The organism is Aquirufa sp., assembly GCF_964796385.1.
Genome location: NZ_CBAUBA010000032.1, coordinates 1 through 12,580 on the forward strand (window position 1 = coordinate 1; position 12,580 = coordinate 12,580).

Annotated in this window: 10 protein-coding genes; 7 read left to right on the forward strand and 3 right to left on the reverse strand. The window is 37.8% G+C overall.

All coding sequences use genetic code 11. The features are described from left to right. From AC1W6K_RS09550 to nagA, 3 genes are all read left to right on the forward strand, one after another. Positions 1 to 663: acyltransferase family protein (locus tag AC1W6K_RS09550; protein ID WP_481947312.1), on the forward strand; the 663-nt coding region annotated here is incomplete at its 5' end. Between the two features lie 11 nt (positions 664 to 674). Continuing rightward, complete coding sequence (locus AC1W6K_RS09555) at positions 675 to 1,433, forward strand: glucosamine-6-phosphate deaminase (protein ID WP_481947313.1); 759 nt, start codon at positions 675 to 677, stop codon at positions 1,431 to 1,433. Further along, complete coding sequence (gene nagA, locus AC1W6K_RS09560) at positions 1,423 to 2,625, forward strand: N-acetylglucosamine-6-phosphate deacetylase (RefSeq protein WP_481719554.1); 1,203 nt, start codon at positions 1,423 to 1,425, stop codon at positions 2,623 to 2,625. The genes AC1W6K_RS09555 and nagA overlap by 11 nt, the downstream gene beginning before the upstream one ends. Here nagA and AC1W6K_RS09565 read toward each other — a convergent pair. From AC1W6K_RS09565 to AC1W6K_RS09575, 3 genes are read right to left on the reverse strand one after another with little or no spacing between them, the layout of a single operon-like run. Continuing rightward, positions 2,609 to 3,331, reverse strand: coding sequence for a 3-keto-disaccharide hydrolase (locus AC1W6K_RS09565; protein WP_481719555.1), 723 nt, complete (start codon positions 3,329 to 3,331; stop codon positions 2,609 to 2,611). The two genes, nagA and AC1W6K_RS09565, sit on opposite strands and share 17 nt — an antisense overlap. A 10-nt stretch (positions 3,332 to 3,341) precedes the next feature. After that, complete coding sequence (locus AC1W6K_RS09570) at positions 3,342 to 4,334, reverse strand: Gfo/Idh/MocA family protein (RefSeq protein WP_481947314.1); 993 nt, start codon at positions 4,332 to 4,334, stop codon at positions 3,342 to 3,344. A gap of 8 nt (positions 4,335 to 4,342) precedes the next feature. After that, positions 4,343 to 5,656 carry a sugar MFS transporter gene (locus AC1W6K_RS09575; RefSeq protein ID WP_481719557.1) on the reverse strand — a complete coding sequence of 438 codons (1,314 nt, stop codon included), beginning with the start codon at positions 5,654 to 5,656 and terminating at the stop codon, positions 4,343 to 4,345. Between the two features lie 128 nt (positions 5,657 to 5,784). Between AC1W6K_RS09575 and AC1W6K_RS09580 the strand changes: the two genes are divergently transcribed. The 4 genes from AC1W6K_RS09580 to AC1W6K_RS09595 all read left to right on the forward strand — a co-directional run bounded on the left by AC1W6K_RS09580 (position 5,785) and on the right by AC1W6K_RS09595 (position 12,576). Next, entirely contained in the window at positions 5,785 to 7,248 is a 1,464-nt protein-coding gene (locus AC1W6K_RS09580; RefSeq protein WP_481947315.1) for a sulfatase family protein, read from the forward strand. Positions 7,249 to 7,473: 225 nt separating this feature from the next. Next, complete coding sequence (locus AC1W6K_RS09585; RefSeq protein WP_481719559.1) at positions 7,474 to 8,031, forward strand: RNA polymerase sigma factor; 558 nt, start codon at positions 7,474 to 7,476, stop codon at positions 8,029 to 8,031. A gap of 85 nt (positions 8,032 to 8,116) precedes the next feature. Next, the gene (locus AC1W6K_RS09590; RefSeq protein WP_481947316.1) at positions 8,117 to 9,055 is read left to right on the forward strand and encodes a FecR family protein; all 939 of its coding nucleotides are present in this window, start codon (positions 8,117 to 8,119) and stop codon (positions 9,053 to 9,055) included. A gap of 131 nt (positions 9,056 to 9,186) precedes the next feature. Continuing rightward, entirely contained in the window at positions 9,187 to 12,576 is a 3,390-nt protein-coding gene (locus AC1W6K_RS09595) for a TonB-dependent receptor (RefSeq protein ID WP_481947317.1), read from the forward strand. The last annotated feature ends 4 nt before the right edge of the window (positions 12,577 to 12,580 follow it).

Below are 12,580 nucleotides of genomic sequence, written 5' to 3' on the forward strand. Positions count from 1 at the left end.
CGGCTGCTCATTTGGTTTTGTGGGCTTTTGATCGGGTATTATTTGATTCTTAAATTCACTTCTGCACCTGGTTATACCGCAGGAGATTTGACTATGCCTGGAAATTTTGCGTCATATGTTGACCGACTAATTTTGCCCGGTAAATTGAGTAAAGGAATTCACGATACGGTGGGATTTTTTAATAACATTCCCGCAATTTGCAATGCGCTTGCAGGTATAATGGTCGGGGTATATTTGAGAAAACCTAATAGTAATGGAAGGAGAAAAACCTTTTATTTATTGGCTTCAGGATGTTTTTCTTTACTACTTGCTCAGCTTTGGAACTTGGATTTTCCGATCAACAAAAATCTTTGGTCTAGTTCTTTTGTCATGCAAACCGTGGGATTAAGTCTCTTATTTTTCGCCGTGTTTTACTACGTAATCGATGTATTAGGCTACAAAAAATGGGCCTTTCCTTTTCAGGTTATCGGCGTAAATTCAATTTTGATTTATATTTCCGAAAAATTTATTGATTGGGAATTTACAGCCAAAAAATTATTTGAATGGGGGTATGTTTGGTCAGGAGAGTCTGGCATGCTTGTTGGTGCCACCCTTTCAATTTTATTTCTTAAATGGATTTTCCTCAGCTTTTTATATCAGAAAAAAATATTTTTACGTGTTTAATATTCTAAATTATGAAAATACATATCAGTAATAATGCTGTGGATTTAGGAAGAGTAGCTGGTTTGAGGGCAGCTGAATTGATCAAAAAAGCCATTGAATTAAAAGGTTTTGCTTCTATTATTTTGGCTACCGGTACGAGCCAATTCGAAGTTATCCAGCAATTGCTTCGTGATCCAGCGATCGCTTGGGATCGCGTTCAAATGTTTCATTTGGATGAGTATATAGGTCTTCCCATCACGCACAAGGCTAGCTTTCGTCGTTATTTGATTGAGCGGTTTATCAATTTGGTGCCGAACTTGAAAAGTAGCCATTTGATCGACGGGGAACTTGACCCAGAGACTGAGTGCGATCGTTTGGGGGCATTGATAAGTCAAAACCCAATTGATTTAGCTTTTGTTGGGATCGGGGAAAATGGACATTTGGCCTTTAATGATCCTCCCGCTGATTTTGATACAGAATCGCCTTATATCGTTGTGAATTTGGATGAAGGGTGTCGAGCGCAACAGATGGGTGAGGGTTGGTTTGATACGATGGAGGATGTGCCCAAAAGGGCCATTAGCATGTCGATCAAACAAATCATGAAATCAAAACACATCGTTTGTACGGTGCCGGATGAACGAAAATCTCAGGCGGTTGCGGATTGCTTAACGCAAGAAGTTTCTAATCTGTTTCCTGCAAGTGTACTGCAAAATCATCCCAATGTTGATATTTATTTAGATTTAGATGCGGCTTCTCGTTTGCCCGAAAATTTTCTGCAAGATGCTAAATAGAGTCAAAATTTTTAATGGTCCGATTATTCATCAACAACAGATTCAATATGGTGCTTGTCTTTTGATTGAAAATGGAAAGATTTCAGACGTGGTTCGCGAGGATGTCGATTTTCCGGATGCCAAATTGATCGATGCACGTGGGAATTTTGTTTCACCCGGTTTTATTGATATCCATATTCATGGCGGGGGCGGTGCTGATTTTATGGATGGCACGGTGGAGGCATATTTGCAAATTGCTGAAACTCATGCCAAACATGGGACATGCTCCCTTTTGCCTACGACGTTGACTTGCGAAAAAGTTGATTTAATTCAAACACTTGAAGCATATCAGCAAGCCAAACTTTCCAATACCAAGGGGGCTGATTTTATAGGGATGCATTTGGAGGGCCCCTATTTTGCCCTTGCTCAGCGTGGGGCACAAGACCCTAAATTTATCCGAGACCCTGATCCTGCTGAATATCGTGAGATTTTGGAATCTTTTGATTTTATCAAGCGCTGGTCTGCTGCACCTGAACTAAAAGGGGCCGTTGAATTTGGGAAATATGTAAGCTCCAAAGGCGTTTTGGCCGCTATTGCGCATACAGATGCTATTTATGAGGAGGTAATTGAGGCTTTTGAACATGGTGGATTTACCTTGGCTACCCATTTTTATTCAGCAATGTCAGGTGTCACACGTAGAAATGCGTTTCGATACGCGGGTGTCATTGAATCGGCTTATTTATTGGATGACATGGATGTGGAAATAATTGCAGATGGCGTTCATTTACCTGCTCCACTCTTAAAATTGATTTATAAAATAAAAGGTCCAGACAGAATTGCTCTAATTACGGATGCAATGCGTGCTGCCGACATGCCCGAGGGGAAGTCCGTTTTAGGATCGTATAAAAATGGCTTACACGTGATTGTTGAGGATGGTGTTGCCAAGGTACCGGATCGAACAACATTTGCTGGAAGTGTAGCTACGGCAGATCGTTTACTAAAAACGATGTTGGATATGGCCGAGGTGCCTTTGGTTGAGGCTGTTCAAATGATGACGACTACCCCCGCACGAATTATGGGGATAAGCGCCCAAAAAGGGTCATTTTCGAAAGGATCGGACGCAGATGTGGTCATTTTCAATCAGCAAATTGAGATTCAACAAACCTTTGTAAAAGGTCATTCAGTTTACGAAAAAACTATTCAAGCTCTTTAATTTTTATGTTTTTAAACGAGACATTGTGTCCATGGTCTTGCAATAAAATATATCCTTCTTTTCGTTTATCGTAGCCTGCGATGGATTTAAATTTACTGGCTAAAAAGCCATTTTTGAATTCCTGGGTGCTACGATTGATCGATATAATAAGTTGTTTATCTAAATAATGTTCGATTTGATCTCCTTTCACAACGATGCGCGACGTATGCCATTGACCTATTTTGACATTGGGTTTTTTAGCGGGAATGATATTGTACAGGGAACCTGTTTTGTGATCTTCAGGTAAATGTTTTTCATTATAGATAAAATCGGCATCATCGATTAATTGGTATTCATAACCAACTAATGAGCTGGAATTAATGGGTTTTACAGGCAGTTCTTCGACAAAATATTTAACGCCTGAATTCCCTAATTTCCCTAATTTCCAATCAAAAGTCAGGTCAAAATTTTGATATTTTTTTAGTGTAATAATATCCCCGCCATCACCAGATTCTTTTCCGGCAGACAATTCGCCTAAAAGCTGTTGGTTCTTTATGATCCACCCGTGGCTAGGAAATTGACTTAGGTAGGCACCTCGCCAGCCACTAGTTGTTTTCCCATCGAACAGTAATTGATAGCCATTTTTTTCTTCCCAATGACTTAATTTATTTGTTTGGCAGGCAGCAAACAAACAAGCTATACAACTGATTAAAACTAATTTCCTCATGTGATTATTTTCAGATTTGCGCTAAAGTAACACGTGCACCCTTTGTATTTTTACTTACATCAGCGGCCTCCATAAAGGCCAAAATGGCCAAGGTTTCCCGTTCATCTACGGGTGGAATTCCTGATTTAAAGAATTCGATTATTTTAATTAATAAAGGATCATAGCCGTTATAAGGACCTAGATGTAGGATGCCGCTTTTTCCATAGGCAATTCCGCCATAATCTTGTTTTCCAGATTTTATCCCCCTAAATGTGCCAATACGGCCATCGTCCCAAATACCTGTGCAAACTTCTTGTTCCTCTGAAATGGTTCGTTGAACAGATATGCAGCCAGGGCCCATAACCGTAAATAACATTTCAACGCCGTGTATTCCATACCAAAAAAGATCAGGATGGGTCTTTTCGAATTTCATTGGGCTGTAGGTGTCTGCTCCTGAAATTGCCCCAATTTTACCCTGTTTAATTTCTTGCATACCCGTTGCGTAGCGAAGTGAGGAGGAAGAAAATACAGGGACTTTGTATTTCTTTGCTTCTTTGAAAATGGATTTGGCATCTTTCAACGAAGCGGCAATAGGTTTATCTATGAAGGTCGTTTTTCCTGCTTTGAAGATTTCAATGGCTTGTTCTAAATGTAACCTTCCGTCATTCGTTTCAAGCATGACAAAATCTACTTTGTTGAGTAAATCTTGAATGGATCCTACAATTTCAACACCTAATTTTTGTACTTGTTCGGTGTAAGCAGGAATTCTTTCTGTGCTTGATACAATGTCTTTACTTCCATGGGGGTAAGCTGCGACAACTTTAAATCCATCGTATACGGGATTGGGTGAATCAGCGTTTAATGATTTGGTAAATGCGACACTATGGGAGGTATCTAGACCAATGATTCCAATTCGTTTTCCTGCAATTGACATTGAATCAACTCGGGATTTGGCAAATGGTAAACTAAGCCCTGCCATCACGAGTGGTCCCATAAAATTTCTGCGGGTTATTTTTTGATTCATATTCGTTTTCAAAATGTCCAATTTTTAATTTGATGTCCTTTTGCGGCATAAAAGATAAGGTAAATATAGCAAGGTAATAAAACGGCATAGGCAGATTTTAAATCATAGAGATCCGCGAAATAGCCATAAACAAGCGGCATAATGGCGTTTCCGCATAATCCCATAATGAGAATGGAGGCTCCAATTTTGGTAAATTTCCCTAAGCCATCAAGTGCCAATGGCCATATTCCTGCCCAAATTAACGAATTGGCCAAGCCCAGTGCTACGACAAACCAGATACTGATGTCCGCTTTTAATCCAGCAATTTCGACCATCCCGTGACTGACTAAAATACCAATTGAAAAAAGTAAACCTAAGACCGTGCAAATACGCAATGCATTCACTTGGCTGATAAACTTTGGAATACAGATGATGCCAATGATATAGCCTAAAATCGTTGCTCCAAGGGTAAACGCTGGAAATACCTTGGCCTCCAGGAGTTGAATCTGCATGGATCCTGCATATCCGATAATGGTATCAATCGCGATGATATGCGTTCCTACGTGTAGAAAAATAGCAAAAGCGCCTAAAATTAAATGTGGGAATTGCAAAATACTTTTTTTGGATGCGTTGCTTTGCGTTGATTCCAGACTTTCTTGGTCCGTATCGATCTCAGGTAAAGGGGAAAAACGAATGGCTAGGCCTAGTAAAAAGAGTATGATACCCACGTAAAAGTAGGGTTCGATGACCCTTGAAATCAGTTCGTTTAACGCAATATTTCTATTTTCACCTGACATAAATGCCAAATTTTTGAACAAATCACTGTCGGTAGCTTTTAATATGACTGCCGCAAATACCAATGGGGCTAAAATTCCGGCTCCTTTGTTGCAAATCCCCATGATGCTGATTCGTTGCAAAGCATTTTCTTTGGGTCCAAGCAAGGTAATGTACGGGTTAGCGGCCGTTTGAAGAATGGCTAAACCTGTCCCTAAGGTAAATAAACCAACTAAAAAAATGGAGTAGGTGCGGCCCATCGCCGCAGGAATAAAAATAAAAGCCCCTATTGACATGATCCAAAAACCCAGCATCATGCCCTTTTTAAATCCAAGGGATTTTAATAGGTAAGAGGCAGGAACTGACATGACAAAATAGGAAATGTAAAATGCAAATGTGACTAAATAGGCTCTGAAATTGCTTAATTCGCAGGCAATTTTAAAGTAGGGAATTAAAATGGCATTGGCCCAGGATACAAACCCAAAAATGAAAAACATAAGTCCAATAAGAAAAATTGAAACTTGAGTATCTCGTTTGCTTAATGAGCTTATCGCTATCGGCTTATTCATGAATTTAGATAGGTTTATTTAATGTTTAATTTAATTTGATTTATTTAAAGAAGCAATGTATTTATACTTTTCATTGAATTATTTATATTTTTAACGCACATTCGCATATCACATTGTAGACCGAACATATGAAAAATAGTATTCAAAATCTATTCATTTGCTGTGTATTGATTATGGGCATTCCTTCTGTTTGGGCTCAATCTGCATCAACTAATTTCCCCGCAAAAAACATTATTATTATCTACAGCGACGATCAATCTTATCGAACTATTCAGGCATTGGGGAATAAAGAAATCAAAACGCCTAATTTAGATCATTTGGTGAAAAGTGGGTTGACTTTCCAACAAGCCCATGTGATGGGTGGTCACCAGGGAGCGGTTTGTATTCCTTCGCGGGTGATGTTGTTGACGGGCCGGTATGTAAATCGATTGCCTGGTGATGGAAATGTGATTCACGATAGTTTGATTAGTTTGCCTGAGGTTTTACGCCAAAAAGGATATACTACCTTTCACACGGGGAAGTGGCATAGCGATAAAAAATCCTATGCACGGATGTTTTCAAAGGCTGATAATATCTTTTTTGGGGGCATGCATTTTCCTAAAGAGGGAGGTCAGGAACATCCGCGGGTTAACCACTTTGATCCAACAGGGAGTTATCCTCCTGAGAAAAGTTTCCTAAGTGATACTTACAGTTCGCATTTATATGCACAAACAGCCATTGATTTTTTCGGTAGTCAGGAAGCCAAAGAAAAGCCATTTTTTTGTTATGTAGCTTTTACTTCGCCACATGATCCGCGGACACCTACGGCAAGATTTTCTAAAGCGTATGATCCTTCGAAAATCTCATTACCGCCCAATTTCTTGCCGGAACATCCCTTTAATAATGGGGATCTACATGTGCGGGATGAAAATTTATTGCCTCATCCCAGAACAGAAATAGCGGTTAAAGAAGATATTGCTGCGTATTATGGAATGATTTCGGAGCTTGATGAGCAGATTGGGCGAATTATGTCAACATTGGAAAAAGAAGGCTTGTTGAAAAATACGTTGATTGTTTATGCGGGAGATAATGGGTTGGCGATGGGCCAACATGGTCTTTTGGGAAAGCAAAATTTATATGAGCATAGCATCCGGGTTCCCATGATATTTTCAGGTCCGGGAATACCTAAAAACGTCCGAAATAACTCCTTTGTTTATTTAAGTGATATTGCTCCTACTATTTATGATTATTTAGAAATTAAAGCACCTAAAACGGTGGAGGCAAAAAGTCTATTACCGATTTTGCATCATCCAGAAAAGGCTGTAAGGGATCAAATTTACAATGTTTATGGGCATTGGAGTAGGAGTTTGAAAACGAAGGATGGGTACAAATTAATTTTATATAATGTGAATGGCGTGTTGACAAGCCAACTATTCAATCTCAAAACGGATCCGTGGGAAAAGTATAATTTGGCACAAGATAAAACGCAGCAAGGGAGAATAAAACGGATGCGTAACCTATTGAAAAAGGAAATGCTTGAAAAGCATGACAACCTCCAAATTGATCTTCCAGATTGGGGAAGGAGTGCGAATCAAAAGTCGGCAGGGAGCTAATTTTCAAACTTATTTTTGTTGGCAAGAAATCAGTACGATGACTTATTTAAAGTACAAATGATTGCATTAAGTAGGGTCATATTAATTTTATGTATAAAATATATAGCGTACCCAATTACCTTGATGAAGTTAGTTTCATTACTATTCTTAAATAAAATATAATTAATCTTAGGGATTATTGAAACTTGTGGAACCTTACACCAAATATGCTAGCTAGTTGACCTAATGAATTTAAATGAGTTATCTGATTTTGAATTAGTAACACTCCTAAAAACGGGTAATAGCTGTGCATTTGAGGTAGTTTACAAAAGGTATTGGAAGTTTATTTACGGGTTTGTTTACCAGAATCTTGGATCAAAAGAAGATTCAGAGGAAATACTCCATGATTTGATGCTTAGTTTATGGAATAAGCGTGAAGAAAGTAAAATTGAAAATCTTAAAGTATACTTATTTATTGCGAGTAGGAATTTAATTAATAAATCTCTCCGGAATCAAATTAATATTAGGAAGTTTAGAGAGTTTCAATTGTTGAATCAAATAAATGAGTCATGTCCTACGGAGGAGTTGCTATTTTCAAAAGAGTTTGAGCAAAGACTTAATGAGCTTATGTTAACTATGCCTGAAAAGACTGCTTTGATATTTAGAATGAGCAAAATCGAAGAAATTCCTGTCAAAAAGATTGCTGCTCAACTGGAGTTATCTGAAAAAGCAGTTGAATATCACGTAACTAAATCTTTGAAATTTTTAAGAGAAAATTTTAAAGATTTTTATTCAGTTAATTAATATGAATCTGATGAACAAGAAGGAATTCGATATTTTATTGCAAAAATTCAAGAACGGTCAATGCACCCCGGAGGAGATTCTTTTTTTGGAAGGTATTGTTAATGAAAGTATTGAAAAGCATGCTGATTTAGCCTTTTTAAAAAATGAAAAGGAATTGCAAGTAGAGGAGGATAGGTTGTGGAATAAACTTAATGATGAACTATTTAATAAGCCTCAAATAAGAAATTTTACCTTCCAAAGTAAATTTGTTCAATTAACAATTGCTGCGTTATTGATAGTCGTAGCCACTTTCAGCGTCTATTTATATTCGCCAGATTTTTTCCTACCGAATGCGTCTATTGAAAATAGAGGATTAGAAACCAAAAATCAAACGAAGTCTAATCAGACTTTTAAGCTTCCAGATGGCAGTACAGTTCTATTGGAAAAGAATTCAAGTATTGTTGTTTCAGAAGATTTTGGAAAGGTTAACCGGACGGTATTTTTAAAAGGTAAGGGATTTTTTAATGTAACTAGAAACGAAAAAAAACCTTTTTTAGTGAGGATTGGGAATTTTGTGACAGAAGTTTTGGGTACTAGTTTTAGTGTTGGGATAGATAGTCAGAGTAAATTAATTGAGGCAGTGGTAACAAGTGGAAAAGTTTCTGTTTATGCATACACAAAAAATAGAAGTTCAAAAAAATTAAAAGGTGTTGTTTTGACATCTAATTTAAAGGCCATCTATAATATTGAAAATCAAACAATTGAAGAGACAATTGCAGTGAAACCGCGCATATTAGTTCCTAATATTCAAGTTGCGGATTTCTTATTTGATGAAATTCGATTTGGTACCTTGAGAGACCGCCTCAAATTATTTTATGGAGTTGATATCATATTTGTGAATAGCGAAATTGAAAATTGCCTATTTACGGGTGATTTACGTGGTTTGGACTTTTACGAGCAGTTAGACGTTGCTTTCTCGTCTATTAATGCGAGATATGAATTACGTGGGTCAAAAATATTTGTCATAGGAAATTCGTGTAAATAAAAATATAAAAATGAATAGTTCTTAAAGCAGAATAAAAAAGCCGGAGATGTTGACGCATCTCCGGCCGAAAGTTTCTACCAATAACTGGTAAAACTTAGTTAATGATTGTATAACCTTAACTACGTAAAAGTATGAACAAATCACATCTGTTTCCAAAATTGTTTTTGGTAATTATGAAAATCACACTACAACAATTAGTCCTCTGTTTAGTTTTTTGCACTTTTTCTTATGCACATACCGCTTATAGCCAATTTGATTTAGGCAAGACGGTTTCATTGCAAATGGAAAATGCAGAAATAAAAAAAGTGCTATCGACGATTGAAAAACAAGTCAAAGTCAAATTTGTATATAGTTCTAGTAACATTAATACATCACAATTAGTCAATATCAATGTGACCCAAAAAAGACTTGATCAAGTTTTGAATGAATTACTAATGCCGTTTGCTATAAAATATTTAGTAAAAGAAAATCGAATAATTCTTCGAAGTGAAAAGGTAGTAGAATTAAATATACCATCCATAAATATAAATCAGTTAGTAGATAAGCCGCTTACTGGAAAAATTAAAGATGAAAAAGGTCAGGGAATACCTGGTGTTAATATTAGTATTAAAGGAACAACGAAAGGGACACAGACAGACTCAAATGGTAATTTTAGTTTAACAGTACCAGATAGTAATGTTTCTCTTTTGATTTCTTTTGTGGGTTACGAGTCGCAGGTGGTGATTGTAGGTAGTCAAAGCCAAATCAATGTTAGTCTTAAAGTAGATGCTAAAGCCCTTGATGAGGTTGTAGTGGTCGGTTATGGTACACAAAAAAAGGTCAATGTAATCGGTTCTGTATCACAAATTTCTTCAAAAGATATTGATAATCGCCCTGTTACTCAGGCTTCACAGGCTATCACAGGTCAAATGCCAGGTGTCACAGTGATTCAAAATACAGGTCGTCCAGGCAGTAGTGGGGGTCAAATTCGCGTAAGAGGTGTGGGGTCTTTTGGTGCTACTCCCGATGCGCTTATATTGATAGATGGAATAGCAGGAACAATGAACGACATTAACCCCAACGATATTAAAACGATATCTGTACTGAAAGATGCTTCTTCGGCGGCTATTTTTGGCGCGAGATCTGCCAATGGTGTTATTTTGATAACCACGAAAAATGGTACGTCCGACAAGCTATCTGTAAGTTATGACGGCTATGTGGGTTTCAACGATGCTACAGCTTTTCCTGATTTTGTTAATTCTGCCGATTACGCATCCATGTTTAATATTGCCTCAGGAAGTCAGAGTTTTTCGCCTGCTTCGATTGAAAAATATCGCAACCAAAGCGATCCCGACAATTTTCCGAATACTCGTTTTTTAGATGAAGTTTTTTCAAGATCGGGCGTGCAAACAGCACATACCGTTACGTTAAATGGCGGAAACGATAAAAACCGTTTTTACTTGTCAAGTGGGTTTTTAAACCAGGAGGGAATTGTCGCGAAAAATAGTTTCAATCGCTATAATCAGCGATTGACGATGCAAAATAAACTAAGTAATAAAATTGAGTTAAATACACGGATATTTGGCACATTGGAAACACGTAGGGAACCACAAGCAACCGCAAATAAAGGAGGTGGATTCTTAGATCAGCTTATTCAGAATGCTATACGATACCCTTCCATTTTTGCAGGAAGGACCTCTAACGGCGATTACGGTGTAGGACCTGAAAGCGGCGGTACACCTGTTTCTTGGCTTGCCTCTGATTCCTATTTGAGAAATCCCAACTCAAGATTTGGTATCAATAGTAAGTTGGATTGGAAACCTATTAATGGTTTAACGCTATCGGCAATTGGGGGGTACAATTTTTCGCTTTTCGAGCAGAGGTCTTATTTAGCTTCCCAGCGATTAAATGCTAACGTTTTTCAGAGTCAAGCGTATTTGAATCAATCGAGTGATAAAGTGATTTTTAAAACGATGCAATACACGGGAGAGTATTCCAAAGAAATCAATAGACATAACTTTAGTTTGTTGGCAGGTTATTCATTTGAAGAGCAAAACGAGACATATTTTAATGGTTACAAGCAAGATTTTCCAAGTAACGACTATACGGTCTTAGATTTGGGTGGATTTGCCAACCAGTTAGTGGGTGGTTTTGATGCTGACTGGGCCATTCAATCGTTCTTTTCGAGAGCCAAATATAGCTATAATGATCGTTACCTGTTTGAGGCTACCATACGTCGCGACGGTTCCTCAAGATTTCCTACAGGAAATAAATACGCAACTTTCCCTTCGGCTGCTGTGGGTTGGAGAATTTCGGAAGAGTCTTTTATGAAATCCCTTACTTGGATTACAGATATGAAATTGAAGGCTTCGTGGGGTATATTGGGCAACCAAAATATTGGGAATTATCCTTACCAACAGGTACTAAATTCGGGTAGAAATTATCCTTTTGGAAACACTATAAGTGTAGGTGCTGCATACGCCCTCTATCGTGACCCCAATATCAAGTGGGAATCAACAGAAACCAATGACTTTGGCTTTGAGTCTAGTTTTTTCAATGGTAGCCTAAACTTAAATGTTACTTACTTTAACAGAAACACAAGTGATATTCTTTTTCGACCCTCCTCAAGTGTATCCACTGTATTGGGAGTAGGGATTAGTGAAACTAACACAGGAGCTGTTGAAAACACGGGTTGGGAATTTGATATGGGGTACAGGGGTGAAAAAGGGAAGTGGAAGTATTCATTTAATGGGAATTTTTCAATTATCAATAACAAGGTGCTGACTTTGGGACTTGGTAATGTAAACCAACCCAACGGCTATGTGGGTAATGGCTCTGATTTGTTCATTGGCTTTCCCATGCAAATGTATTATGGGTTTCTTTCAGATGGTGTTTTCTTAAATGCTAGTGATATTAGTGCGTGGCCTGTACAAACGGCCGTTACACCAAGGCCACGAGCAGGCGACATTAGGTACAAAGACATTAGTGGTCCCAATGGTGTACCAGATGGCAAAGTAGATCCAATTTACGACAGAGCTTATCTTGGAAGCCGAATTCCAAAATATACTTTCGGTGCCAATTTAGGACTTTCATATAGTAATTTTGACCTTTCAGTTTTTATGCAAGGTGTAGCCGGGGTTAAAGGTACATTGACTGGTTACGCTGGCTATGCTTTTTTCAACTTGGGTAACATCCAAAAATGGCAAATGGATGGAAGATTTAAGCCAGACCAACCAGAGAGGTATCCAGACTATCCTAGATTGGAAGAGGTAACAAATAGCGGTACGCCCAATACCGTAACCTCTGATTTTTGGATAATTAATGCTGCATACTTGAGGGTTAAAAATATTCAACTTGGGTACAATTTACCTAAGAATATACTTGAAAAGATGAGATTAAATAATCTAAAACTCTATGTTACGGGAGAAAATATGTTCTCTTTTAACAGCTTTAGGCAAGGTTGGGACCCAGAAATCAACACGGGTGGCGACTACTATCCTATTTTAAGAACCTATACTTTTGGTATCAATTTAAAATTTTAATGAT

Coding starts and splice junctions, on each gene's coding strand:
- AC1W6K_RS09575 (WP_481719557.1), bottom strand. CDS start 5,656: ATGAATAAGCCGATAGCGATAAGCTCATTAAGCAAACGAGATACTCAA.
- AC1W6K_RS09565 (WP_481719555.1), bottom strand. CDS start 3,331: ATGAGGAAATTAGTTTTAATCAGTTGTATAGCTTGTTTGTTTGCTGCC.
- AC1W6K_RS09595 (WP_481947317.1), top strand. CDS start 9,187: ATGAACAAATCACATCTGTTTCCAAAATTGTTTTTGGTAATTATGAAA.
- AC1W6K_RS09570 (WP_481947314.1), bottom strand. CDS start 4,334: ATGAATCAAAAAATAACCCGCAGAAATTTTATGGGACCACTCGTGATG.
- AC1W6K_RS09580 (WP_481947315.1), top strand. CDS start 5,785: ATGAAAAATAGTATTCAAAATCTATTCATTTGCTGTGTATTGATTATG.
- AC1W6K_RS09555 (WP_481947313.1), top strand. CDS start 675: ATGAAAATACATATCAGTAATAATGCTGTGGATTTAGGAAGAGTAGCT.
- AC1W6K_RS09585 (WP_481719559.1), top strand. CDS start 7,474: ATGAATTTAAATGAGTTATCTGATTTTGAATTAGTAACACTCCTAAAA.
- nagA (WP_481719554.1), top strand. CDS start 1,423: ATGCTAAATAGAGTCAAAATTTTTAATGGTCCGATTATTCATCAACAA.